The following is a 24,713-nucleotide window of genomic DNA, read 5'->3' as shown; positions in this document are numbered from 1 at the left end:
GCAGTTTTAATTACTTAATAATTAGTCACGATGCCTTTGTACTTCGTACTTAACTGCATACTTTTGCGGTCGATTTCAGAACCCTGATTTATAAAACAACAGACAATGGCAAATATTGGAAAGATCACCCAGGTAATCGGCCCTGTAGTAGATGTAGCCTTTGATGGCGAAGGAGCTAAATTACCGAACATCCTTGATTCCCTTGAAGTAACAAAAGCTGATGGTACCAAAGTAGTTTTGGAATGTCAGCGACACCTTGGCGAAGACCGCGTACGTACCATTTCTATGGAAGGTACTGAAGGTTTGGTTCGGGGGATGAAAGTAACGGATACCGGATCTCCTATTCAGATGCCGATCGGTGAAGATATCAAAGGGCGTCTTTTCAATGTAGTTGGTGAAGCTATCGATGGTATCAAACAACCTAAGGGTGATAAAAAACTTCCAATTCACCGTAGCGCCCCACTTTTCGAAGATCTTTCTACTTCTACTGAAGTTCTTTTTACCGGTATTAAAGTAATCGACTTGATCGAGCCTTATGCAAAAGGTGGTAAGATCGGATTGTTCGGTGGTGCCGGTGTGGGAAAAACTGTATTGATCCAGGAGTTGATCAACAACATCGCGAAAGCTTACTCAGGTCTTTCTGTGTTTGCCGGTGTGGGTGAAAGAACGCGTGAAGGAAATGACTTGCTTCGCGAGATGATTGAAGCCGGTATAGTAAACTATGGTGATGATTTCTTGAAATCACTACATGGTGGCGGATGGGATCTTTCGAAAGTAGATCACGAGAAATTAGCAGATTCAAAAGCAACCTTCGTATTCGGACAAATGAATGAGCCTCCTGGAGCACGTGCTCGTGTGGCGTTGTCTGGCCTTACCGTTGCAGAATATTTCCGTGATGGTGATGGACAAGGAAAAGGTCGCGACATCCTGTTCTTCGTTGATAACATCTTCCGTTTCACACAAGCAGGTTCTGAAGTATCAGCTCTTTTAGGTCGTATGCCTTCAGCCGTGGGCTACCAGCCAACACTGGCAACTGAAATGGGTGCGATGCAAGAGCGTATTACGTCCACTAAAAATGGTTCGATCACATCTGTACAGGCTGTTTATGTTCCTGCCGATGACTTGACTGACCCTGCTCCTGCAACAACATTTGCTCACTTGGATGCAACAACTGTATTGAGTCGTAAAATTTCCGAGCTTGGTATATATCCTGCTGTGGATCCTTTGGATTCTACATCCCGTATCCTTCGCCCTGAAATTGTTGGTGACGAACATTACGATTGTGCTCAGCGTGTTAAAAGCATTCTGCAACGCTATAAAGAATTACAAGACATCATCGCCATCCTTGGTATGGATGAATTGTCTGATGAAGATAAGCAAGTTGTACACCGTGCAAGACGCGTTCAACGCTTCCTGTCTCAGCCATTCCACGTGGCAGAAGCTTTCACTGGTTTAAAAGGTGTGTTAGTAGATATTAAAGATACTATCAAAGGCTTTAACGCAATCATGGATGGTCAATACGATCACCTGCCAGAGATGGCTTTCAACCTTGTTGGTAGCATCGACCAGGCTGTTGAAAAAGGTGAGAAGATTTTGGCTGAAGCAAAAGGCTAATTCTATATACTTAGAAAGATTGGAAGGTTAAGAAATCAAATTTTTCCTTTCAATCTTTTAGTTTAATCCTTCAATTTCCACACAGATTCTATGCATCTTGAAATACTAACTCCGGAGAAAAAAATATTTGAAGGCAATGTTACCATAGCAACTTTCCCAGGTGCTGATGGTTCTTTTCAGGTAATGGATAACCATGCACCACTTATCAGTTTGTTAAAAGAAGGTGTTGTTGAGTATAAAGGTAAAGATGGCGCTCATCAGATTGCTGTTACCGGAGGCGTGGTAGAAGTTCTGAAGAATAAAGTAATTTTATTGGCTGACGGCATCGCTGCTTAAGTCCCTATACATTGACATAAAAAATAACCTCCGGAGAATAGTCTTCGGAGGTTATTTTTTTATATATACTATATCTATTCCTTAGCAGATAACTATTGTCGCACCAACCACTTCACGAGAAACACTACGCCTACTACAATTGCAATTACACCCAATACCCAGAAAGCCTCGTTAATCCCTCCAAATAAAGTTAGGGTTAATCCTACCGCTCCAAAAATGATAGCCATTTTCAAATCACTATCCATGGTGCTGGTGGCATTGTTGGCAGCAACAGTATCACCGGTTCGCTTGGCGTTCATATATCTTTTAAATTGTTTTCTAAGCTCTGCCTTAAATTCCTTGCGCTGACTTTTGGAAAGCTCTTTATACCGCTTTGCAAGGATTGCTGCATTTTCTTTTGCCGCAGCTTCCGCTGTGTTGGTGTTTTTTACTTCTGCAACCTTCGTTGTTTTTGATTTTATAGTGGTTGACCTTATTTTCTCTGAAGGTGCTTCTTCTTCTTTGGCAAGTATAATAGGAGCCGCACTCGCTACCAGGGTTCTCTCTTCCAATAGAAGAGGATGTTCATCTGCAGTGTTATACGCTGGCGTTTTTGTATGATGCTTTCTTCCGCTGTTATAATCGTAGTAATCGAAATTATAGGTATATCTCGGAGACGAGCATGCAGTGACTATCAGGATAGCCCCTGCCATGAATAAAATATTTCTCATAAACCACTACTTTTTTGTTTTTCGAAAAGCAGAAATAATCCTGCCAACGGAGCGTTTTTCGAATTCCCAAAAAAAAGTGAATTGACCTAACAGAAAACCATACCCTAATAAAATCACATTATAGAGGGGGAGAATAAATATATAGTAAAGTATAGAAGCTAACGTTGTGTTGCCATTTTCTCCGGCAAGAAACTGCAGGATAGGTTTTTTGATACCTAAAACTGTAAACCCTGTGCAAGCAAATACAATAAGAACAATTATGACCTGAGAAATACTTTCTAATTTCCAGCGCTGTTTAAGTCTTTCCATCCAAGAAGTATTCGCCATATGTTATTCTATTTCAGGGAAATAATTCCACAACCCTATAGTCGGTACCGGAGCTTCAAAAGTCATCGTTTCTTTCTTCACAGGATGAATAAAAGAGAGTCTTCTGGCATGAAGATAAATACTTCCATTATCGGTTGGTTGATCATCGCCGTATTTTAAATCTCCCTTGATAACACAACCTATGCTGGCCAACTGCACACGTATTTGATGCGGGCGGCCTGTAACCGGATTTACCTGCAATAGCCAATGCCCTGAAGCAGAAGCAAGAATTTTATAGCTTAACTCTGAACGCAACGCTCCTACTGTTTCTTTTTTAAAGGCCGTTGTTTTGTTCTTCTTTTCATCTTTTAAAAGCCAGTGCAATAAAGTGTCTTCGCTCTTGAGAGGTTTGTTAGCAACAATAGCCCAATACGTTTTTGTTGTTTCTTTCTCGCGAAATAACGCATTCATCCGCTCCAGCGATTTAGAAGTGCGCGCCAATACAACGACACCGCTAACAGGACGATCAAGCCGATGAACAACTCCCAAAAATACAGCTCCCGGTTTATTATACTTCGCTTTAATATAGTCCTTACATAACTCAACAAGCGGTATATCACCTGTTGAATCACCTTGTACAAGCACACCACTGGACTTATTGACAACAAGTAAATGATTGTCTTCGTAGAGTACATGAAAAGGCTTCACTGCTGTCATGAGATTTGGCTAGGGGTCAAACTTCTGAAAAAGTTGGTATATTTATAAAGGTTTTTCCCAATGATATGAAAACATTAACGATAGATCGCAGCAAAGAATGGACTGTTGACGACTTTCTGCAACTGGAAGAATCGAGTACTCCTTGTGAGCTAATAAATGGAGAACTCGTTATGTCGCCCGCACCTACACCGTTTCATCAAAATGTATCCAGTAACCTCAATGATTTTTTAAAAGCAGAAGCCAGAAAAAGTGGAGGTATCGTTTTCTTCGCTCCGATCGATCTTTATATCGACCGTAAAAATGTATTTCAACCAGACCTTGTATTTATCTCTGCGGAGAAGAAAAATATTATTACAGAGCGTGGTATTGAAGGCATTCCTGATCTGGTAGTTGAGATCATCTCACCGTCCAACATTTTTACAGATCGCAATCGGAAGAAAAGAGTATACCAGCAAATTGGCGTTCGCGAATATTGGATCGTAGATCCCGCCAACCATACTCTTGAAATATATAGGCACGATCAGGCAGATGCCGACATTCCTCATTTACATGTAGCGAAAGAAGGTGAAGTTTCCTCCACCGTTCTCACCAATCTCAAATTTAACCTGAAGGAGATCTTTACCTTCTTAGATTAAAACTCTGATGTAAAATGGAATTCAATGTCAGGGAAATTATCCTGAACCATTTTTAACCATGCACGCGACTCTGCCATAAACACAAGCTTGTCATCTTTATCACGCGCTATATGTCGTTGTTTGGAGTCGATAAACTCATTTAGCTTTTGAGGATTTTTACTGCTAATCCAGCAAGCCTTATATATATTCTGCGGAACAAATTGACACGATGCACCATACTCGTTCTTCAACCTGAATTGAATTACCTCAAACTGGAGTGCACCTACAACGCCCACCGCTTTTTTCTTTCCGAGTTCATAGGTAAATAACTGCGCTACACCCTCCTCCATCAACTGAAGCAAACCTTTTTCAAGCTGCTTGGTTTTCATGGCATCCATGTTTACTACTTCCTTAAAAATCTCAGGAGAGAAACTTGGTATACCGGTATATATCATTTTTTCTCCTTCTGTCAGGGTATCTCCTATTTTAAGATTGCCTGTATCGTAAAGACCTACTATATCTCCAGGCCATGCCTCATCTACAGTTTCCCGATCCTGCGCCATGAAGGCTGTAGCATTCGAAAAACGAATTCCCTTTGCCTGACGAACATGAAGATAATTATTACCTCGCTCAAATTTCCCTGAGCAAATGCGTAAGAACGCAATACGGTTTCTATGCTTCGGATCCATGTTCGCGTGAATCTTGAAAATGAAACCGGAGAATTTACTTTCAATAGGTTTCACCAGCCTTAACGTTGTCTCACGAGGGATTGGCGGTGGTGCGATACGAATAAAAGTATCGAGTAACTCCTGCACGCCGAAGTTATTAACAGCACTACCAAAAAATACAGGGGCGACCTTTCCAGAAAGATAATCCTCTACATTAAAATCAGGATATACACCTTCTATCAACTCAACATCAGCACGCAGTTGCTTCGCGTTGTTCTCACCTACATAATCATCAACAACTGTATCATTGATATCCTTTACTTCTATACCTTCTTCAACTTTAGTCTTGCTTGGTGTGAACAGATGAAGACTCTTTTCATATAGACTATAAACACCTTTAAAGGTTTTCCCCATGCTGATCGGCCAGCTTAAGGGACGAACCTTGATGTTCAGTTTTTCTTCTACTTCATCGAGCAACTCAAATGGATCACGGCCTTCACGATCAAGCTTGTTGATAAAACAAATCACCGGAGTGTTTCGCATACGGCAAACCTCCATCAGTTTTTCAGTTTGAATCTCAACGCCCTTCACACAGTCGATCACCATGATAACACTATCAACGGCAGTGAGCGTACGGTATGTATCTTCAGCAAAATCCTGGTGACCTGGTGTATCCAGCAAATTGATCTTTACATCTTTATAGTTAAAACCCATCACAGATGTAGCAACCGAAATACCTCTTTGCTTTTCGATTTCCATCCAGTCGGAACGAGCGTGATCTTTTATTTTGCTTGACTTTACCGCGCCTGCTTTTTGTATCGCCCCACCAAACAGCAGCAGCTTTTCTGTCAACGTTGTTTTACCAGCATCGGGGTGACTTATAATTCCGAAGGTCCTTCGTTTTGATATTTCGTGTTCTAAGCTCATAAGAGATAATCGTTATCCGTTAACTGTACCTGCCGTGATTAAAAGTGCTACGGCTCAGGATTAACGAATGGAGGCGCAAAAGTAAGAAAATAGCGTTTTCCTTATCACAACGATTTTGCTTTGTAAAGAAAATCGGGAAATCTTTACAGACATCATTTTCAAAACACGTAAAATATCACTGGAATGCAGTACAGACGCTTTGGAAGAACAAACTGGAATGTAAGTGAAATCGGCTATGGTATGTGGGGATTGGCTGGCTGGACAGGTGCTGACAATCAGGAAGTGGACCAGGCACTGGCGCGCTCTATTGAATTAGGTTGTAATTTTTTTGATACAGCCTGGGGTTATGGCAATGGCAAAAGCGAGGAGATTCTTGGTAAAGTGGTGAAGCAGAATGCCGGAAAGAAGCTATATATCGCTACGAAGATTCCTCCTAAAAATTTCACATGGCCATCGAGGCCTGAGTTCACTTTACAAGATTGTTTCCCGGCATCGCATATCATTGAGTATACCGAAAAGAGCTTGAGGAACCTGAACGTTGATAGCATTGATCTGCAACAGTTTCACGTGTGGGAAGATGGCTGGGCAAACAACGATGAATGGAAACGGGCGATTGAAAAATTGAAAGCCGAAGGAAAAGTGCAACACTTTGGTGTTAGCGTTAATCGCTGGGAGCCAGACAACGTACTGGATACACTAAAAACAGGATTGATCGATGCTGTGCAAGTGATCTATAATATTTTCGATCAAGCTCCGGAAGACAATCTTTTTCCACTCTGCCGTAAACTGGATATAGGTGTCATTGCCCGTGTGCCATTTGATGAAGGAACACTGACGGGTACGCTCACGAAAGATACTGTGTTTCCAAAAGATGATTGGCGCTCAACGTACTTCGTACCGGAGAATTTAAATTCAAGCGTAGACCATGCAGATGCATTGCGTCCATATATACCTACAGGCATGACGATGGCTGAAATGGCCCTTCGTTTTATCCTTTGTAACGATGATGTTCACACCATTATCCCGGGCATGCGCAAAGTGCGCAATGTAGAAGCAAACATCGGCACAAGTGACGGAAAGAAACTTGAGGAATTACTTCGTAAAAAATTGAAAGACCATCGTTGGGATCGAACACCAACGCAGTGGTCACAATAGATTGTCAAGTCGAATCCAGGTCATGGCAAAATCTTTGTCCGTCTTAATAATCGTTTTGCTTATCGGTGACCTTGCCATTTGTCAGGTTAGATTTGCAAGATACTTTCAGGAAAGCCTGTTACCTACAATAGATAACAAATCATACCCTGAAGTGAAGTTCGCATGGAATATGGCGGGAAAAACTCAGGCTGCCATGAACAATGGACTTGCTGAGCTGGGAGAAGATAATCCTGATGTTGCCATTCATAATTTTGATGAAGTTATCCAGCAACTGCCAACTTTTTTACCTGCGTTTTACTACAGAGGTGTCTGCTATAAATTGCTCGAAGACTTTGATAAAGCACAAAAGGATTTTGAAGCGGCTATCGCTATAGATCCGAAAAGCAGCGAAACCTGGATACTGTTAGGTGAAATATACCAACAACGTTTTAAGCTCGAAAAAGCCGAATCCTGCTATGACAAAGCCATCGGTATAAACCCAACTTTCATCCGTGGATACTTCAACTTGAGCATGGTAGAGTTCACCCGCGGCAATACACGTAAGTCGATAAAATACATTGAAAAATGCCATGAACTCGACCCCAAGTTTCCCAACGCTTACTTAATGGAGGGCCTTATTAAGTTCAAAGAGCTCAGTAAAAATAAGAACAAGAATGCTATAGTATACTTTGATCAGGCAATCAGATGCGACTCCCTCTATAGAGAAGCACTCTTCTGGCGAGGCCTGTCATATGTATACCTTGAACAACCAGCTAAAGCCATTGGTGACTGGGATAAACTTGTACTTTATAACCCTGAAAATCCTTTCTTCGTCCCTTACGGGGATTCTTAAATATTGAGCTTGAGAATTTTGACCAAGCCTTTAATGATTTACGAAAGGCTATTATGGCTGATCCTGAAAACGAAGAGCATTTCAGAAGAGGAGAAACGCTGTTAGACAAGCGGATTGATATTCAATATGCCACTTCGTATGCAGTACGGTTTAGCTATGGACTTGATGAAAAGGCAATGAGCTTTTTTAGAAGGGGATTTTGTTTTTTACTCGCTGAAGAAAACAAAAAAGCTATTGAAAATCTTAAGGCCGCTGAGAAAATTCAGCCGTCAGCCACAGTTTATTTTTTGGAAGCATTAGCATTTGAGTATCAGGAAAAGCATGACTCAGCATTTATATACTATGACAAAGCACTTGCATTAGACAACGAAATAGTGGATGCTCATAAGAAACGAGCGATCTATAGATATGAATTAAAAGATTGGGAAGGCGCTTATGCGGATCTTAACGAGATGGCACGTTTACAACCTCAACTTATGCTTACATATAGGTTAAGAGGCTTAATCAAGGCAGCTCAGAAAGATTACTACGGTGCCATCATTGATCTTTCGAGATATCTCAAATCTGACACTGCTGACTTCGAAATTTTAAATCAACGAGGCGTGTGCCGATCGCAGATTGGTGATGAGAGAGGGGCTAATGACGATTTCAGAAAATCACTGAAATATGATCGTTTTAATTGGCGACTTTATGAATATGTATCAAAGAGCTATGTAACGTTAAAAGATACGGCAAGTGCCCTTGAGACACTATCCGAGTATTCAGAAGCTATGCCCGAACGCATTGCTCCTTTTATGTACAAAACTGAATTGTTTTTGGGCCAGCGAAAGTGGGACGATGCTCAACAAATGATTGATCAAGCCCTCAACAGATTTCATCCGGAATATTTTGACAAGCAAATATATTCCCGGGTAATTTTCCTGAAAGGAAAACTCAACTATCACCTCAAGAATTATAGTATATCCATACAAGAATTTAACAAAGCTCTAGACACAAATCCTACCAATATAGAAGCATTGTACTATAGGGGTAAAGCATACATTGGCATGGGCGAGAAAAAACGCGCCATCAGCGATTTCAAAAGACTAAAGCAAATGGGATATGCTGACTCAGAGACGATCCTTCAGTCATTGCTTCAATGATAAAGAGCAACTCTTTTGCAGACAAGAACTGAAGCATCAGGATTCCCGGCCATGCTTTGACAAACCTTAATCCAGCGCGACTGCAATTAAAGTATCGACAGAATAATTATGTCAATGTGTCATATTTTTTCATTAAAAAACTCATTGGCATAACCATTGAAGATCGGGTTTATCGAAGAAGAAAGCTGAAACTAAACACCGAAAAATATTATGGGAAAAATTATTGGAATAGACTTAGGAACTACCAACTCGTGTGTAGCCGTAATGGAAGGTAACGAGCCGGTGGTGATTGCAAATAGCGAAGGCCGTAGAACAACGCCTTCCATCGTTGCGTTTCTTGACAATGGAAAAGGTGAGCGCAAAGTAGGAGATCCTGCCAAGCGTCAAGCCATTACCAATCCAAAGAATACAGTACAATCCATCAAACGCTTTATGGGTAAAAAGTTTGATGAAGTTTCGGATGAAAAGAAAATGGTGTCTTACCAGGTTGAATCCGGAAACAACAATACTGTACGTGTTCGTATTGGTGATCGTTTATATACCCCTCAGGAAATTTCTGCTATGATCCTTCAGAAAATGAAGAGCACGGCTGAAGATTACCTGGGCACAACGGTAACAGAAGCTGTTATTACAGTACCCGCTTACTTCAACGATGCTGAACGTCAGGCTACAAAAGAAGCAGGACAAATTGCAGGTCTTGATGTGAAGCGTATTATCAACGAGCCTACTGCTGCAGCATTAGCGTACGGTCTTGATAAAAAGAACAGCGACATGAAAATCGCGGTGTACGACTTAGGTGGTGGTACATTTGATATTTCTGTTCTTGAACTAGGCGATGGTGTATTCGAAGTTAAATCTACCAATGGTGATGTACACCTTGGCGGTGATGACTTTGATATCAGAGTTATGAACTGGCTTGCAGACGAGTTCAACAAAGAAGAAGGTGTTGATCTGCGTAAGGATCCGATGGCTCTTCAGCGTTTGAAAGAAGCTGCTGAAAAAGCAAAGATCGAATTGTCAAGCTCTATGGAAACAGAAGTAAACTTACCATACGTAACTTCTGTAGACGGTGTACCAAAACACCTTGTGAAAAAATTAACTCGTGCAAAGTTTGAACAACTGGTTGACGACCTGGTTCGCAGAACATTAGAGCCTTGCCGCAAGGCGGTTGAAGATGCAGGTGTTTCTGTATCTGAAATTGATGAAGTAATTCTGGTAGGAGGTTCAACACGTATACCTCGTATCGTTGAAGAAGTTGAAAAGTTCTTCGGCAAGAAGCCTTCGAAAGGTGTAAACCCGGATGAAGTTGTTGCAGTAGGTGCAGCGATACAGGGTGGTGTATTAACGGGTGAAGTGAAAGATGTACTCTTGTTAGATGTAACGCCTTTGTCACTGGGTATCGAAACGCTGGGTGGTGTAATGACCAAACTGATCGAATCGAATACGACTATACCTTCGAAGAAATCAGAGACATTCTCTACTGCTGCCGACAATCAGCCTTCTGTGGAGATCCACGTATTGCAAGGTGAACGTCCAATGGCGAAAGATAACCGTACCATCGGTCGCTTCCACCTGGATGGAATTCCACCAGCACCACGCGGTATACCTCAGGTTGAAGTAACGTTCGATATAGATGCCAACGGTATACTTCACGTATCGGCAAAAGATAAAGGCACAGGTAAAGAACAGAAGATTCGTATTGAAGCATCTTCCGGCTTAACCGATGCTGAAATCCAAAAGATGAAGCAAGAAGCACAAGCGAATGCTGACTCAGATAAGAAAGTAAAAGAACGTGCTGAGAAAATAAATCAAGCCGATTCACTAATCTTCCAGACTGAAAAGCAACTGAAAGAATATGGCGATAAACTTTCTGAAGGCAACAAGACTGCGATTACCGGAGCGCTTGAAAATCTGAAGAAAGCACATCAGGCACAAGACCTCGCAGGTATCGAAACAGCATTGGCTACATTGAACGCTGCATGGCAGGCTGCTGCATCTGAAATGTATCAGGCAACTGGTGGCGCTCCTGATGGAGCTGGCGCAGGTGCTCCTGGTGCTGAAGCAAGTGCAGGCGGTGGTGCTTCCAACAATGTATCGGACGTTGAATATGAAGAAGTGAACGACAAGAAATAATTGTATTCATATCACGATAGATTTAAAACCCTCTGGTTCTCCAGAGGGTTTTCTTTTTATATACTATATATCCATTACAGAACATAGGGCATAGACTGATCAAACCAACCAATGATCCGCGTGTTGATCTACTAACATTAGTTTGCAATCCTCTGAAAAAGAAGCAATTGTTTGTAAAAGGTTGAGATGTTATCGCTAATTATTTTTAATCGCTTTATATATTTGCCCGCTTTAAAAACGCATCGCTTATGCTTATAATGAAATTCGGAGGCACCTCAGTAGGAAAGCCTGAACGCATGAAAAAAATTGCCGAGCTTGTATTAAGTACTCCCGGTAAAAAGATTGTTGTTCTCTCTGCATTATCCGGTACAACCAATGCATTGGTTTCTATCGGTGAACATTTGCTGGCCGGACAAAAAGCTAAAGCCGAAGAAGTAATTGTAGATCTGGAAAAACATTACGAAGCCTTCATTAAAGAATTATATGGAAGCGAAGCGTTCCTCGCCATTGGACAGGAGATCGTAAGCCGTTATTTTATTTTCATAAGATTGCTGGCTGCAGGTCAGTTCGATAATAAGAGCTATCGCGAATTACTGGCCCAAGGCGAATTGATTTCAACAGAACTATTCTATCAACATGTACAGGAACGCAAGATCAGTGCACGTTTATTGCCTGCCCTTTACTTCATGTCGATCGATGAAAATGAAGAGCCTGAATTAGAAAAGATATCCGAGCGCCTCAAGCCGTTATTAAGTTCACTTAACAACATAGAAGTAATTATTACGCAAGGCTATATATGCCGCAACCACCGGAATGAAATCGACAACCTGAAACGTGGTGGCAGTGATTATACCGCGTCACTTATCGGTTCGGCTATACGCGCTGAAGAGATCCAGATCTGGACAGATATAGATGGGATGCACAACAACGATCCGCGCATTGTTAAGAAGACTATCCCTATCTCTGAGCTTACTTTCGATGAAGCTTCAGAGCTTGCATACTTTGGAGCGAAGATCCTTCACCCTTCTACTATTGTTCCTGCCCAGAAGTACAATGTACCCGTGCGCCTGAAAAACACAATGGATGAAAAAGCTTTCGGCACAATCATTACCAGTAAAGGAACCGAAGGCTCGTTCAAAGCAATCGCTGCAAAAGATGGCATCACAGCTATAAATATCAAGTCATCGCGTATGCTGATGGCGTATGGTTTCTTGCGCAGAGTATTCGAGGTATTCGAAAATCACAAAACCTCTATCGATATGGTAACAACTTCAGAAGTTGCTGTATCATTAACCATCGATAACAACACGCATCTTGCTTCTATCGAAAATGAGTTGAAAAAATTCGGGAACATTGAAGTAGATAAAGATCAGGCGATCATCTGTATTGTTGGAAACAAGATCACTGAACAAAAAGGAATGCTTAACAAAATCTTTGATGCACTGGCAGAGATTCCGTTGCGCATGATTTGTAGCGGTGGCAGTCCGAATAACGTAACGGTGTTGGTACACAAACAATACAAAAACAAAGCACTCAATCTTTTAAATGAAGGTCTCTTCGGGCTTAAATAGCCAATAAATATTCCCTGCCCTTACCAATACGAGTAAAGGGCAGGGTTCTTATTAAAAATCCTTACTCAAGTCCTCTTTCACATCGTTGTCCGTAAAAAAAACCGCTTTAGCGTTCAAAATTCGAAGTTTTTAAAATAGTTCAGATAGAAATTGCGCAATCCGTTAACTTTGGGTTTTTAGCAGCACTGCGTTAAATGGTTTTCGATATTTTTCTAACTCTATTTCTGGTTTTTCTGAATGGCTTTTTTGTGGCAGCCGAATTTGCCATCGTGAAAGTCCGGTCATCTCAAATTGCTTTGCAAGAAGGCAACGCTCGCAAAAAAGCAGCGCAAAAAATTATTGATAACCTCGATGGATACCTCGCGGCTACTCAACTCGGTATTACACTCGCCAGTCTCGGACTTGGTTGGGTAGGCGAAGATGTAGTCTCTCAAATTATACTGAGTGTTATTCATGGCCTCGGCTTTACTATAACGGAAGCATTGGCACATCGTATAGCTGTTCCTGTAGCGTTTGCTACGTTAACGATCCTTCACATTGTCTTTGGTGAACTTGCACCGAAGTCTATTGCGATCCGCTATCCTACCCCTACTACATTAGCCGTTTCTGTTCCACTGCAGATTTTCCACTTCGTTTTTAAACCTTTCATTTCCTTATTAAATGGGTTTGCAAACTTTATCCTCAAGTTGTTGGGAATAAAACCTGTGGGCGAACATGAAGAAATTCACTCCGAAGAGGAATTAAAATTGATCATTGCTGAAAGTGAAGAAGGTGGAGCGATTGAAAGTAATGAGCGCGAGCTTATTCAAAATGTATTTGACTTCGATGATCGTATCGTAAAGCAAGTGATGGTGCCGCGAATAAAAATTTCCGGCATCAATGTAACCGCTTCGCTCGATAACGCTATACAGCTGGTAATGAAAGAGGGATACTCCCGTTACCCGGTATATGAAAATAATCTGGACGAGATCAAAGGTGTTGTGCACTCGAAAGATATAGTACATCACTATATCAACAAGACCAATAAAACACTGAGTGAGATTATCTCTCCACCATATTTTGTTACCGAAAATAAAGCTATCGATCATCTGCTTCGCGATTTTCAGAAAAAGAAAGTGCAGATAGCGATTGTGATCAGTGAGTATGGAGGAACAATAGGAATCGTTACGCTTGAAGATATACTCGAAGAACTCGTAGGTGAAATTCAGGATGAACACGATCATGAAGCACAAATCGTAACACAGACGGAAGATACATATCACGTCATCGCCACCTCCTCTATTCATGATATCAATAAAGAGCTCGACAAGCCTTTCCCTGAATCAGAAGAATACGATACCCTGGCAGGTTTACTCTTGCTTCACAAGCCACTTGAAATGCGTGAAGGCGCTGAGTTTAATCTTGGAGGATATGAAATCCGTATTGTCAAAATGAATCAAACACTCCCTGAGTTAGTAGATCTTAAGTTGCTTCCGGATGAAGACAATACTGCAGTCGATTAGCGATTATTCTGGAAATACCTCAACAACTATTTTACAAGTTCTTTCAAGGCAGTTTCAAACGAAGCGCGTGCTATACCGGTCTTTTGATTATTTGCGCTATGCGTTCTTGCGAGTGCCTTCCGTATAGTCTGAGATATATCTTCAAAAATAGACGCATCATCCATCTTCACTTCATTCTCCATAAAGTATGCAAACACGCGGGCCATTCCACAGTTCGCTATAAAATCGGGAATGACAGAAAACTTCTGATCAGCATATAGGCCTGTTGAGCCAAAGAATATTTCCGGATCGGCAAACGGCACATTGGCCCCGCTGGATATAACTTCCAATGAAGAAGACATTCTGTCAACTTGGTCCTTGGTAATCAATCGTGAAGCAGCAGCAGGTATAAAGATCTCAAAGTCAAGATCCCATATTTTCTGATTCACCGCTTCAAAGGAAAGTATATCTGGCGCAATTAATTTATTACCCTGGCGATTCACAACCAATTGTGTGATTTCATCTTGCGTAAACCCATTCTGGTTGATTACACCACCATCGTGACTTATCACACCCACGATCTTTACACCGAGTTGTGACAAATAAAATCCGGCAGCGGCTCCTACATTCCCCCAACCTTGTACAACAGCACGCTTGCCTTTTATATTCCCTCCCCACAATTCGTAGTAATGTTTTACAGCTTGTGCTACACCGTAGCCTGTACACATGTCGGCAACCGTGTATTTCTTTTTCAGTGACGGAGAGAATTGTTCATCTTCAATTACTTTAACAACGCCTTGACGAAGCTGTCCTATACGATTTACTTTTTGTGCCTCAGTAGGTTTATAGTGTCCTGTGAATACACCTTCCTGCGGGTGCCATATACCGACATCTTCTGTAATCGGAATCACTTCATGAATTTCATCTACATTCAGATCACCACCAGTACCATAGTAATATTTCAATAATGGCATTACAGCTGTATACCAACGTTGAAGCACGCCCTGCTTGCGTGGATCTGCAGGATCAAAATTAATTCCCGACTTTGCGCCACCTATAGGAGGTCCCGATACTGTAAACTTTACCTCCATGGTTTTAGCAAGCGATTCCACTTCACGTTTATCAAGACCTTTACGCATGCGCGTTCCTCCGCCTGCAGCACCACCACGCAAGGAATTTATGACAACCCAGCCTTCTGCTTCGGTCTCGCTATCTTTCCATTCAAATACAATTTCGGGTCGCTTGTTTTCAAACTTATGTAGAAGCTCTTTCATGCAAAAATTATATATATAATGATCGGGGCTGCAAGAATAATAAAATTAAAAACCAACCACTAAACCCGAAGAACTATTTCTGGACGCATGTGTAACACTGCTTAAACAGTTAACTTCATTGCGTACACGAAGTATACCCAGAAACGCAAACACCAAAGCTTCTTTGAATTTGATAATATCATCTTCGGGTATAATAAGCGTTGCATGATCGCCACATAATTCCAGTAATCTCAAAATAAAGAAAGAGTTAAAAGCTCCTCCTCCTGTGCAAAATATTTTTGCATTTTCATTAGTTGATAGCACAACGCTGGCAATTTCGGCAGCTGCTGATTCTGTCAAGGTGCGCAACCTGTCATTCAACGAAATCTTTTCATTGTCCAGCAAAGGCTTAATCTGCTTTTCAAAAATCTCCCGACCAAGCGATGGTCGTTTTTTCCGAAGACCGGTATATACCTTTGCCAGTGCTTTCCACAATGCAGTATCTACTTCCCCCTCACCTGCCATGGCACCTTGCGCATCATATTTTTTCCCTGCCTTCGATGCCAGGTAATTCAGTCCCATATTCATAAAGCATACATCGTAAGCAATGCGCTTTCCTTTTACATCCATCGACAGGTTTGCTATACCTCCAAGGTTCAGACATACATCATACTCATTAAAGAGAAATTTATCTCCTGCTGGAACCAACGGAGCACCCTCGCCACCCAGCAACACATCCAGGCTTCTGAAATCATATACCACGGGAACACCACACGCAGCATGCAGCGCCTGTCCATTTCCAATCTGAAAGGTGAAACCACGCGCGGGCTGATGAAATATAGTATGCCCATGCGAGGCGATGAAATCACACTTCAACTTATGTTTCGCGATAAAATCAGCACAAGCCTTCCCTAAAAATTTACCATACGCTATATCCAGCGAAATCAATTCTTCACCAGAAAGATTTTGTGCAGACGACAGTTTATCAATCCAGGAAGCAGGATATTTTATGGTTACAGCTTTTTCAATATCATATTTCCACCCCTTGTCGGTTTTATTGAATTTACAATACGCTATATCAAGTCCATCGAGTGATGTGCCTGACATCAAGCCTATAACTTTATAGTTGTTCTTTGAATCCATATTTTTGAGAGCCGTTATCTGTTTACGGATTAATTGTTAACTGTGTGTACGCGCATGCGAGTGACTTTAACCGACAACGATTAACGGATAACAAAAACGATCCATGAATATAATTGTCGATTACGGTAACTCGTCAGCCAAGGTAGGGATTTTTAATCAGCGTGCGCTGGTTGATAAACATGTCTTCCGTGAAGAAAATCAATTGAAAGATTTCCTTCAAAACTTTTCGGCCGATCATTGCATCGTAAGTTCAGTGAACACGGAGGCTCAGACAATCGCGTCATGGACTACCGCGAAGAATAAATTTATTCTTCATCACACATTGCCTTTACCTGTAAAGAATTTATACGCTACACCACAGACATTGGGTGTTGACAGAATTGCAGGAGTCTGTGGAGCGCAAGATTTTTTTCAGGCAACGAACTGCCTGGTGATTGATGCCGGCACGTGCATTACGTATGATTTCCTGGACAACAAAGGACGCTACCATGGTGGTGGTATTTCTCCAGGATTAACAATGCGTTTTCAGGCAATGCATACGTTCACTGCGCGCTTGCCGTTAGTTTCTGTAACAGAGAATCCCTTATTGATAGGGAACAGTACCGAAACGTGTATGCAGAGCGGAGTGATTCATGGTTTGATAGAAGAAATAGATGGGGTAATTCGCAAGTATTCAGAGAAATTTGACGGTTTAAAGGTGATTTTGTGCGGAGGAGATACAGGTTTTTTTGAAAACAAACTTAAAGCGTCCATATTTGCGAGCCCTGAACTGGTTCTCAGCGGGTTAAACAGCATTTTATTATATAATGTCAGTCGTTAAAAAGTTTTTATTACTGTGTCTTGTTGTCATTGCATCAGCAGAAGTTCGGGGCCAGGCACGCTCACCTTTCACAACGTTCGGGATAGGCGAACCTTACGGGAATGCATTGACGCACAATCAAGGCATGGCTGGCACGGGTGTCAGTCAACCACAATTCTGGTATCTCAATAATCAAAATCCAGCTTTGCTGGTGTTCAATACGCTTACTGTATTTGAAGCCGGTATGGTAGGAGAACGAAGAACGCTTCGAAGCAGTAGCAGCAGCGAAAAAAATACGGGTGGCAATATGGCATACTTGGTGACTGCATTTCCAATCAAGGTAACGAAGTGGACTACTTCATTGGGATTGATGCCCTATACCAATGTTGATTATGAGTATATCCAAACAAAGACTTTGCCTGATGGAGACAACACCACGGCAGAATTTCGTGAATCCGGGTCTGGTGGATTAACACAACTATATTGGTCAAATGGTGTGCGCTTATCAAGAGAGATCAGCGTTGGCTTAAAAGCTACTTATTTATTTGGGCCAATCGAAAATGTATACTCCAATGAGTTACTTAAAACTGATCAGGTTCCCTATATCGTTGCTGTAGAAGAAAAAACATCAGTGTCTGATTTTAGTTTTGGTCTTGGATTTTCATTCAGCCGCGATTCATTGTGGGGAAAAAATTATCGCTTCAGCGCAGGTGCTGTCTATAATTTAAAAACAAATCTTGACGCCAAGAGAAATGATAAATTTTACCGTACAACGGTTGCTGGCGACACAATTGATTCCAACGAACTGAACAATGTATATGGACAAATAAAAATTCCTGCTGCTCTTACTGTTGGTGTATCGTTGAGCCGCGGATTGAAATGGTCTGTATCTACTGAACTCTCTTATCAGAACTGGTCTAACTTCAGCAGTGTAAACAATGACGACAACGGTTTACAGGAATCTTGGCGAGCTGCATTAGGCGGAGAAATAACCCCAGACCCGGTGGCGCTTGGCAGTTACTTGAAACGCTTAACGTATAGACTCGGTGTAAGCATGGAGCAATACCCTTTTTTAGCGAATACGAATACTGTGAAAGACTATGGCATTAATTTTGGGCTTTCATTGCCGGCCGGTCGTTCCAATTTGAATATGGCTTTTAAAGTGGGTAAGCGCGGAAACAAGGACGAGAACATTTTAGAGGAGAACTACTTTAAAGTATACTTTGGAATAACCTTTAACGATCAGTGGTTTATCAAGCGTAAATTTGATTGATCGCTGACATGAACTGATAACTTAAAAGGCCATAGTGAATGCTGTGGCCTTTTCAATTTCATTATGAAACGATATTTACTGCTATTACTTCCTTTCATTGCTTTTGCCTGCGGCAAACAAGAGATCAAAGAGCCTCTTGAGTACAAAGGCCCGTTGCGCGAAGTGGAGAACATGGAGATGTTCTATACAGAAAACGACCGTGTAAAAGTAAAGATGCTGGCAGACCTGGTATATGAATTTCAAAATGGCGACCGTGAATTCCCGAAAGGTATATATCTGGAGTTTTTCGATGAGTTCGGAAAACTTGAATCCACGTTAACTGCTAATAACGCGTACTATTTTAAAGATCAGGATCAATGGCGCGGACGCGAAAAAGTAGAAGTAAAAAATATAGCCAAGAACGAACAACTAAATACTGAAGAACTTTTCTGGAAGCCTGCAGACCAAAGGATATTCACAGAGAAATTTGTTACCATTCGTCAGCAGGGTGATGTGATCTATGGCCAGGGGCTGACAGCTAAACAGGATCTTTCAGATTATGTAATTACGGATCCGGAAGGTGAGCTGGAGGTAAACGAGTAAGCTTTGTATTATACTATATATCAAATAAAAAGCCCACCGTATACGATGGGCTTTTTATATGCCACAACAATCAATTACAAGACGTTGTTTAATTGCTCTTTGATCTTTTCAAGTTCTTCTTTCATAATCACAACGTGCTTTTGAATATCAGCATCGTTAGCTTTTGAACCTATCGTGTTTATCTCACGTCCGATCTCCTGGGAGATGAACCCAAGCTTTTTACCATTTGATTGTTTCTCGGAGATGATCTGTGTAAAATAATCGAGGTGAGATTTAAGACGAACCTTCTCTTCATTTATATCCAGCTTCTCGATATAAAAAATTATTTCCTGTTCAAGACGATTCGTATCAAAGCCTTCTTCACCAAAGAAAGAAACTATATTTCCTTTTAACCGATCGCGAATTCGCTGCACACGTTTTGGATCGAGTTCTTCAACTTTCTTTAATTCCTGTGCGATTACCTGGCCACACTCCTTCAGCATTTTCTCAAGTACACTTCCTTCAGCCTTTCTGAATTGCTCGCATTTCTGGATGGCGTCTAATAACGCAGATTTTATTTTCTCCCACTCGTCATCATTCGATTCTTCCTTGATATTGCTTTGTATAACATCCGGTGAGTTCAATGCTAATTGGAAAAGATTATCATGAGGAGCGATCACTCTGTCAGCAAGTTTCTTCAACTCCTGGTAATACGACATGAACAAGGTTTCGTTATACGATTGCTTCATAGAAGCATCACCATAGCGTTGATATTCTATAGCGATCGATACTTTGCCACGCTCCAGTTTTTCGCTGATCAGATTCCGTATTTCTATTTCGCGGTCTGCGAAAGTTTTCGGGAGCCGTAAGTTTAAATCCAGAAATTTCGAATTCAGGCTTTTGATTTCGACATTGATTTGCAGCCGGCCATCATCGTAAGCAGACTGGCCAAAACCTGTCATTGATTTTATCATAGATTGAAATTATAAAATAAAGGAACGGAAAAAATCCGTTCCCTGAATGTCTGCAAGATAGCAGACGCAAACAATATCTGTAGTCTGTGTATCAGAAATCAAAACCGAGTGTCACGTGCAGCTTGGGATCCCCCACTTCATAGTTCTCAACAGGCCATGCAAGATCCGCTTTTATATAGTAGCCGAGCAACATCGTGCGGAGCCCTACACCATAGCTATATAACCAAGGATTCAGGTAATTTTTGATCTCCGCCTGAAAAGGTCCTTGTGTAATCACATTATAACTTACACTATTGTTAGATGAGAACGGTGGCTTACCTGACCAACTTGTTCCTATATCATAGAACGCAGTAAACTGCATATTCCTGAAAAAGTTAGAGGTGATTGGGCTGCTTACCAATGCGCGAATAAGAGGAACACGAAGTTCAGCATTCAACATCATAACACTGTTTCCGAAGAGCGTACCATAATTGAAACCGCGAAGGTTCGTAGCGTACTCCATGAATAATATATCCTGGTTTGCAGTGGCTACACCCAATGGATTAGGTTGCCCCTTGCTTGTGGTTCCGCTATAACGTGTTTTGTTGGCGATCCAGTTATCCATACCACCCAACATATATACCTTGGGGGAGTTGCCAAAGAATGTTCCCGCATATCCTCTTACTGCCAGAACAATTTCTTTATAGATCTGCTGATAGTGACGCAAGTCGGCAGAGAGTTGTGTAAAGCTGAGATCTTTATTATTCAACCCTTGCTGATGTTGGAATGTGATCTTGCCACGACTTCCTTCTATCAAGTTCAATCCCGTTGTTACAGAGTTGTCATATACCAGTTCAGACTTAACACCTGCATAGTAATTTGTTACGGGCACCGCTGTGGGAGGGCTTGATGGAAAATCTGATTCACCCAGATCAATAGAGCGTGCTGCTGCACCAAATGGTTTTATGGTAAAGCGGATCCGATCAGATATAGGGAGCGCTGCACTAACCTCCAGGCGATTCAAAGTATATTTATAGTCACGGCTTCTCAGGTTATCGCTTGTCTCAATCGTCTGCCAGCGAATTGCCTTTCTGTCAAAGCGAATACCAAAGTCAATAAACGAAGGGAGATACTGAAACTCTGCATATACATCACCGCCCTGCAGATCGACCGGAATCATTAAACCACCAATGAATCTATAGTTCTCCAACATATCGTTCATCTGGGTTTCGATCAACAACCCGAGACTCCGCAGCGGATCCCACACCAACGATGTAACCAGGTTATCAGCGCTGAATTTCGATTCATACGGGAAAGGCCCGGTAATTCTGCTCTTATCTCGCGCTTTCTTGTAGCGTGAAAGGAATGATTCTGTAGGTTGATTTTGCTTTACAACGTCATCTTCAAAAACATAATTGTCGGTGTTAACAACATCCGGTTTTTTCGCGGCCGATTTCGGAATGGAATCCGTCTTTGCTGTCACCGTATCCACCGGTATATTCAATGAATCCTTCTGAGCTGTTGTATCATTTGCTGTCTGCGATTCTTTCAGCCTTGCATTGAGCAAATCTTTAATGCTCATGTTTTTATTTTCTTCCTGCTTGCGTTTTTCACGGATCACACGAGCTTGCTGCAATTCTTTTCTTCGCGTAGCGGGAGTAAATACCTGTTGGTTGATATTAAAGCTGCGCGTTACATAAATGCGTTGCTTTTGATTCTCCATCATCACCATCGCCAGCGTTCCTGTAGAGACGTTGAGGTCATAATTCTTAACACTGGTGGAGTAGTTCGTCACTTGAGTATATATACCATTCGAGCGATTAAACCTGAACAAATTTATTATACCGCGCTGATCGCTCAGGTAATAGAATACATTTTCATCGCTGGCAATAGGGCCGGTATCTTTACTCAGCGTATTGGTAACACGCTTCAACAGAAGTGTTGAGCTGTCGAGATCGAAAACAAAAAGATTATAGTTATTCGTTAACTTTTCGAACGCGGGTTTTGCGTTGGCACGAAGTGTATCGTTGGTACGGTTAGAACTGAATACGATTCGGTTTGTATTCGGTATAAAGGAAGGGTCGAGATCATCATAGAGATCATTCGTTAATCTGCGTACGCGGTCTCTGCGTGCACTTAACAGGAACAGATCACTCTTTCCTTCGAAGTCTGCACTTAAGATTACCAAACGACCATTTCCTGAGAAACTGAAACTACGGATGTTGCTGAATTTTTCGAGGGCACGTGGCTGCTTGCTGTTCGTATTCAGATCGTATAGCCAGAATACATATTCACCATACTTCACACCAATCACCCCGAGTGTGTTGGCATCCGACCACGCAATAAGCGGCTGCCGGTAGTCAACCCGTTGGTTGATCACTTTACTTCCGCCCGAAATAATGGTCTTGTCTTTTCCGCTTTCAAGAGAGCGAATCTTAATTATATACCTGCCGCGGTCATTCTCTGCGTATGCTATATGTCTTCCATCCGGACTTACTTTAACCGTGGTATATTCAGTAGTGCGATTGTTAGGAGATTCAAAAACAGTGGAGTCTCCAGGGCCTACATACGATTTGCTAACCACAGCTTCCATCTCTGAATAGTAGCGCTGCCATTCCGTTAGCATTTGTTTAAAACTGATCCCCAACGTTATCTGTATACTCTTCTCTTCGTTTCGCGTTACACGTGTATAGTTCAGGATGTTGGCCATGCTACTCTTGCCATACTTCTCTGTAATAAAATTCCAGATCGACTGTCCTACTAATGAAGCGTCTTTACCGGAAAGCCGGGTAGCACGTTTCGCTTTTTTTGTACGCATCAATTGACGGATATAGTCATCCATTTCAGCAGTCCATCCTTTCGCAACATATTGTGACGCTCCTGCTACAAACCATTCCGGCAAGCTCATCAGAATAGAGCTTTGAAAAATATCTTTCAGGTTACCGCCAAACATCATCTCATTTACCATGAGTTCGGAGATTTTATACAGCAGTTCTTCTTTGAATTCCTGTGCTGTACCAAGATGAGCTACTTCAATATAAGGTTTGATGAACTCTGTCTCCCCACCGATTTTATTCGTATTACGGTTCAGCCCCATATTACTTTGGCGCAGATCGGACAGCGAATTATATACAAAGACTTTCGTTTTGAAATATGGAGGATAGTCGATCATATCGGTGATGCGATCGAACTCGGCCTCTAAAAATTCGAGTGCCTCTTGTGCTACACCTTTACGCGCATCATAATAATATACATCGAAATTTTCTCCGCTCAGGTATACCCAGTCGAACTGGCGGTATTGAATTCTGTTCTTACCAAATACCTCACGCGCCTGCTGAGCTTGTACCCGCGCAGTAATTACTGTTAATAACAGAACAGCAAATATTACTCTTCGCAACATCATAATCATTTAGGGGAAGTCCAATATACTGATTTATAACGTTCAATGTCCACCAGTTTGTTTAAGGGCGTACCATTTTCCATCCAGCGGATTAAAACATCCGAAAAATACGGCGCCAGACTTACTCCTTTCGTACCAAGTCCATTAAAAATTATTACAGACGGCTGCTCCGGGTGACTCCCCAGAATCGGTCTGCGGTCAGGTGTAGTCGGGCGAAAGCCCCATTCCTGGCTAACGCACTGATATGAAATATCCATTAGGTCTTTAAATTTTTCTTCAAGTTCTGTTTTTGCTTCGGGTGTAATGCCCGGATTTTTATCCTGGAAATTATACGTTGCACCGATCCGCCATTCACCAGACTTCATGCCCGGAACGATGTAAACGCCGCGGTTAACAATAATATTTTCTTCGAATGCTGATTGAATCAGAATAGTCTCGCCCTTCAACGCATTTATCGGAAGCCAGTGAAACCAGGAACTGTTATGCACCCCGTTGCAAAAAATAATCTTTGCAGCCTGGAAATCTTTATAGACTACATGGTCTTGCTGAATGCGCAGATGCTGCTCATCAAAGTGCTCAGTTGAAATATATCCTTCTTTCTCAATCCATTTCCGCACCGCCCCGATATAGCGCGTTGTGCTCAGGTAGCCACATTGTTTCAGCAGTAATCCTCCGAAGGGATCATTCACATAACGAAATGCATTCGATGAAAAAATCTCCTGGATGTACCCTGCATACAAGGGATCTGCGCTTCGGGCCATCCATTCATTTTGTTCTTCCACTGACAAGAAGGGACGATAGAGCGGCATCGGAAAGAAAAATTTTTCTCCTGTTGTCTGCTCTGCTTGTGAATAAAAATTATGGAGGTATGGAAAAAGCGTGTCGGCCATCCACGTCTTCACCATTTTCTTTCCGGTAACCGGATTAAACAAGCCCGCGGCCACACGTGATGAAGTATTATTATCGGGTTGATCGATCACCAGAATTTTACGTCTCTGATTCAACAACTGAATTGCCAATGCCGAACCTGCAAGGCCCTGACCAACTAAAATATAATCTACTGCCTGCACTTAAATACTGCTAAGACATAAAAATGAAAATAAAATAATTGGCCTTCTGAAAAAT

At 41.7% G+C, this 24,713-nt stretch carries 21 protein-coding genes; 12 read left to right on the top strand and 9 right to left on the bottom strand.

The features are described 5' to 3' along the window. Nucleotides 1-105 precede the first annotated feature (105 nt). Entirely contained in the window at nt 106-1,614 is a 1,509-nt protein-coding gene (gene atpD, locus B5Y40_RS00365) for a F0F1 ATP synthase subunit beta (protein ID WP_079684730.1), read from the top strand. A gap of 90 nt (nt 1,615-1,704) precedes the next feature. Continuing rightward, nucleotides 1,705-1,950 (top strand): ATP synthase F1 subunit epsilon, encoded by a 246-nt coding sequence (gene atpC, locus B5Y40_RS00360; RefSeq protein ID WP_079684729.1) that lies wholly within the window; start codon nt 1,705-1,707, stop codon nt 1,948-1,950. A 92-nt stretch (nt 1,951-2,042) separates the two neighbouring features. Here atpC and B5Y40_RS00355 read toward each other — a convergent pair whose 3' ends face one another. The 3 genes from B5Y40_RS00355 to B5Y40_RS00345 are packed head-to-tail and all read right to left on the bottom strand — an operon-like array spanning nt 2,043 to nt 3,683. Further along, nucleotides 2,043-2,660 carry a hypothetical protein gene (locus B5Y40_RS00355; RefSeq protein WP_079684728.1) on the bottom strand — a complete coding sequence of 206 codons (618 nt, stop codon included), beginning with the start codon at nt 2,658-2,660 and terminating at the stop codon, nt 2,043-2,045. 6 nt (nt 2,661-2,666) lie between these two features. Beyond that, nucleotides 2,667-2,969: a DUF6787 family protein gene (locus B5Y40_RS00350; protein ID WP_245840446.1), complete on the bottom strand. Its 303-nt coding sequence runs from the start codon at nt 2,967-2,969 to the stop codon at nt 2,667-2,669. A 21-nt stretch (nt 2,970-2,990) separates the two neighbouring features. Further along, the gene (locus B5Y40_RS00345; RefSeq protein WP_079684726.1) at nt 2,991-3,683 is read right to left on the bottom strand and encodes an RluA family pseudouridine synthase; all 693 of its coding nucleotides are present in this window, start codon (nt 3,681-3,683) and stop codon (nt 2,991-2,993) included. Nucleotides 3,684-3,748: 65 nt separating this feature from the next. On the opposite strand from B5Y40_RS00345, the gene B5Y40_RS00340 reads away from it, so the two are divergent. Then, nucleotides 3,749-4,318 (top strand): Uma2 family endonuclease, encoded by a 570-nt coding sequence (locus B5Y40_RS00340; protein WP_079684725.1) that lies wholly within the window; start codon nt 3,749-3,751, stop codon nt 4,316-4,318. On the opposite strand, the gene B5Y40_RS00335 is transcribed toward B5Y40_RS00340, so the two are convergent. Beyond that, nucleotides 4,315-5,892 carry a peptide chain release factor 3 gene (locus B5Y40_RS00335; RefSeq protein ID WP_079684724.1) on the bottom strand — a complete coding sequence of 526 codons (1,578 nt, stop codon included), beginning with the start codon at nt 5,890-5,892 and terminating at the stop codon, nt 4,315-4,317. The genes B5Y40_RS00340 and B5Y40_RS00335 overlap by 4 nt on opposite strands. Before the next feature lie 183 nt (nt 5,893-6,075). On the opposite strand from B5Y40_RS00335, the gene B5Y40_RS00330 reads away from it, so the two are divergent. The 6 genes from B5Y40_RS00330 to B5Y40_RS00305 all read left to right on the top strand — a co-directional run bounded on the left by B5Y40_RS00330 (nt 6,076) and on the right by B5Y40_RS00305 (nt 14,227). Next, complete coding sequence (locus tag B5Y40_RS00330) at nt 6,076-7,047, top strand: aldo/keto reductase (protein WP_079684723.1); 972 nt, start codon at nt 6,076-6,078, stop codon at nt 7,045-7,047. Between the two features lie 22 nt (nt 7,048-7,069). Next, complete coding sequence (locus tag B5Y40_RS00325) at nt 7,070-7,879, top strand: tetratricopeptide repeat protein (protein ID WP_079684722.1); 810 nt, start codon at nt 7,070-7,072, stop codon at nt 7,877-7,879. Nucleotides 7,880-7,932: 53 nt separating this feature from the next. Next, entirely contained in the window at nt 7,933-9,021 is a 1,089-nt protein-coding gene (locus tag B5Y40_RS00320; protein ID WP_079684721.1) for a tetratricopeptide repeat protein, read from the top strand. A gap of 210 nt (nt 9,022-9,231) precedes the next feature. Further along, on the top strand, nt 9,232-11,154 hold the full coding sequence (gene dnaK, locus B5Y40_RS00315) for a molecular chaperone DnaK (protein WP_079684720.1): 1,923 nt from the start codon (nt 9,232-9,234) through the stop codon (nt 11,152-11,154). A gap of 248 nt (nt 11,155-11,402) precedes the next feature. Then, nucleotides 11,403-12,725: an aspartate kinase gene (locus B5Y40_RS00310; RefSeq protein WP_079684719.1), complete on the top strand. Its 1,323-nt coding sequence runs from the start codon at nt 11,403-11,405 to the stop codon at nt 12,723-12,725. A 194-nt stretch (nt 12,726-12,919) separates the two neighbouring features. Then, nucleotides 12,920-14,227 (top strand): hemolysin family protein, encoded by a 1,308-nt coding sequence (locus B5Y40_RS00305; RefSeq protein ID WP_079684718.1) that lies wholly within the window; start codon nt 12,920-12,922, stop codon nt 14,225-14,227. 26 nt (nt 14,228-14,253) lie between these two features. Here the strand turns inward: B5Y40_RS00305 and B5Y40_RS00300 are convergent, their stop codons facing one another. Together B5Y40_RS00300 and B5Y40_RS00295 are read right to left on the bottom strand one after the other, a co-directional pair. Beyond that, a complete protein-coding gene (locus tag B5Y40_RS00300) occupies nt 14,254-15,480 on the bottom strand; it encodes a Glu/Leu/Phe/Val dehydrogenase dimerization domain-containing protein (RefSeq protein WP_079684717.1) in 1,227 nt (408 codons plus the stop codon). Between the two features lie 45 nt (nt 15,481-15,525). Beyond that, nucleotides 15,526-16,602: an anhydro-N-acetylmuramic acid kinase gene (locus tag B5Y40_RS00295; RefSeq protein ID WP_079684716.1), complete on the bottom strand. Its 1,077-nt coding sequence runs from the start codon at nt 16,600-16,602 to the stop codon at nt 15,526-15,528. A gap of 103 nt (nt 16,603-16,705) precedes the next feature. On the opposite strand from B5Y40_RS00295, the gene B5Y40_RS00290 reads away from it, so the two are divergent. The 3 genes from B5Y40_RS00290 to lptC all read left to right on the top strand — a co-directional run bounded on the left by B5Y40_RS00290 (nt 16,706) and on the right by lptC (nt 19,256). Next, complete coding sequence (locus B5Y40_RS00290) at nt 16,706-17,422, top strand: type III pantothenate kinase (RefSeq protein ID WP_079684715.1); 717 nt, start codon at nt 16,706-16,708, stop codon at nt 17,420-17,422. After that, entirely contained in the window at nt 17,409-18,674 is a 1,266-nt protein-coding gene (locus B5Y40_RS00285; RefSeq protein WP_079684714.1) for a BamG family beta-barrel-assembly machinery protein, read from the top strand. Before B5Y40_RS00290 ends, B5Y40_RS00285 begins: the two co-directional genes overlap by 14 nt. A 63-nt stretch (nt 18,675-18,737) precedes the next feature. Further along, nucleotides 18,738-19,256 carry an LPS export ABC transporter periplasmic protein LptC gene (gene lptC, locus B5Y40_RS00280; protein WP_079684713.1) on the top strand — a complete coding sequence of 173 codons (519 nt, stop codon included), beginning with the start codon at nt 18,738-18,740 and terminating at the stop codon, nt 19,254-19,256. 74 nt (nt 19,257-19,330) lie between these two features. Here the strand turns inward: lptC and B5Y40_RS00275 are convergent, their stop codons facing one another. From B5Y40_RS00275 to B5Y40_RS00265, 3 genes are all read right to left on the bottom strand, one after another. Then, nucleotides 19,331-20,209 carry a YicC/YloC family endoribonuclease gene (locus B5Y40_RS00275; RefSeq protein ID WP_079684712.1) on the bottom strand — a complete coding sequence of 293 codons (879 nt, stop codon included), beginning with the start codon at nt 20,207-20,209 and terminating at the stop codon, nt 19,331-19,333. Nucleotides 20,210-20,300: 91 nt separating this feature from the next. Beyond that, nucleotides 20,301-23,591 (bottom strand): PD40 domain-containing protein, encoded by a 3,291-nt coding sequence (locus B5Y40_RS00270; RefSeq protein ID WP_159453571.1) that lies wholly within the window; start codon nt 23,589-23,591, stop codon nt 20,301-20,303. A 2-nt stretch (nt 23,592-23,593) separates the two neighbouring features. After that, nucleotides 23,594-24,658, bottom strand: coding sequence for an NAD(P)/FAD-dependent oxidoreductase (locus B5Y40_RS00265; protein ID WP_079684710.1), 1,065 nt, complete (start codon nt 24,656-24,658; stop codon nt 23,594-23,596). Between the last annotated feature and the right edge of the window lie 55 nt (nt 24,659-24,713).

It is taken from the genome of Ohtaekwangia koreensis (assembly GCF_900167975.1).
In the GTDB taxonomy this organism is placed as follows: Bacteria; Bacteroidota; Bacteroidia; order Cytophagales; family Cyclobacteriaceae; genus Ohtaekwangia; species Ohtaekwangia koreensis.
Note: the sequence above shows the minus strand (reverse complement) of the source record. Positions and strands in the feature narration are given on the sequence as shown.

Excerpts from the sequence above, each read along its gene's own strand:
- B5Y40_RS00345 (WP_079684726.1), bottom strand. The coding sequence starts at position 3,683 with ATGACAGCAGTGAAGCCTTTTCATGTACTCTACGAAGACAATCATTTA.
- B5Y40_RS00350 (WP_245840446.1), bottom strand. The coding sequence starts at position 2,969 with ATGGAAAGACTTAAACAGCGCTGGAAATTAGAAAGTATTTCTCAGGTC.
- B5Y40_RS00330 (WP_079684723.1), top strand. The coding sequence starts at position 6,076 with ATGCAGTACAGACGCTTTGGAAGAACAAACTGGAATGTAAGTGAAATC.
- B5Y40_RS00340 (WP_079684725.1), top strand. The coding sequence starts at position 3,749 with ATGAAAACATTAACGATAGATCGCAGCAAAGAATGGACTGTTGACGAC.
- B5Y40_RS00300 (WP_079684717.1), bottom strand. The coding sequence starts at position 15,480 with ATGAAAGAGCTTCTACATAAGTTTGAAAACAAGCGACCCGAAATTGTA.
- B5Y40_RS00270 (WP_159453571.1), bottom strand. The coding sequence starts at position 23,591 with ATGATGTTGCGAAGAGTAATATTTGCTGTTCTGTTATTAACAGTAATT.
- atpD (WP_079684730.1), top strand. The coding sequence starts at position 106 with ATGGCAAATATTGGAAAGATCACCCAGGTAATCGGCCCTGTAGTAGAT.
- B5Y40_RS00290 (WP_079684715.1), top strand. The coding sequence starts at position 16,706 with ATGAATATAATTGTCGATTACGGTAACTCGTCAGCCAAGGTAGGGATT.
- B5Y40_RS00295 (WP_079684716.1), bottom strand. The coding sequence starts at position 16,602 with ATGGATTCAAAGAACAACTATAAAGTTATAGGCTTGATGTCAGGCACA.
- B5Y40_RS00275 (WP_079684712.1), bottom strand. The coding sequence starts at position 20,209 with ATGATAAAATCAATGACAGGTTTTGGCCAGTCTGCTTACGATGATGGC.
- B5Y40_RS00320 (WP_079684721.1), top strand. The coding sequence starts at position 7,933 with ATGGCTGATCCTGAAAACGAAGAGCATTTCAGAAGAGGAGAAACGCTG.
- lptC (WP_079684713.1), top strand. The coding sequence starts at position 18,738 with ATGAAACGATATTTACTGCTATTACTTCCTTTCATTGCTTTTGCCTGC.
- B5Y40_RS00355 (WP_079684728.1), bottom strand. The coding sequence starts at position 2,660 with ATGAGAAATATTTTATTCATGGCAGGGGCTATCCTGATAGTCACTGCA.
- B5Y40_RS00335 (WP_079684724.1), bottom strand. The coding sequence starts at position 5,892 with ATGAGCTTAGAACACGAAATATCAAAACGAAGGACCTTCGGAATTATA.
- B5Y40_RS00310 (WP_079684719.1), top strand. The coding sequence starts at position 11,403 with ATGCTTATAATGAAATTCGGAGGCACCTCAGTAGGAAAGCCTGAACGC.
- atpC (WP_079684729.1), top strand. The coding sequence starts at position 1,705 with ATGCATCTTGAAATACTAACTCCGGAGAAAAAAATATTTGAAGGCAAT.
- B5Y40_RS00305 (WP_079684718.1), top strand. The coding sequence starts at position 12,920 with ATGGTTTTCGATATTTTTCTAACTCTATTTCTGGTTTTTCTGAATGGC.
- dnaK (WP_079684720.1), top strand. The coding sequence starts at position 9,232 with ATGGGAAAAATTATTGGAATAGACTTAGGAACTACCAACTCGTGTGTA.
- B5Y40_RS00325 (WP_079684722.1), top strand. The coding sequence starts at position 7,070 with ATGGCAAAATCTTTGTCCGTCTTAATAATCGTTTTGCTTATCGGTGAC.
- B5Y40_RS00285 (WP_079684714.1), top strand. The coding sequence starts at position 17,409 with ATGTCAGTCGTTAAAAAGTTTTTATTACTGTGTCTTGTTGTCATTGCA.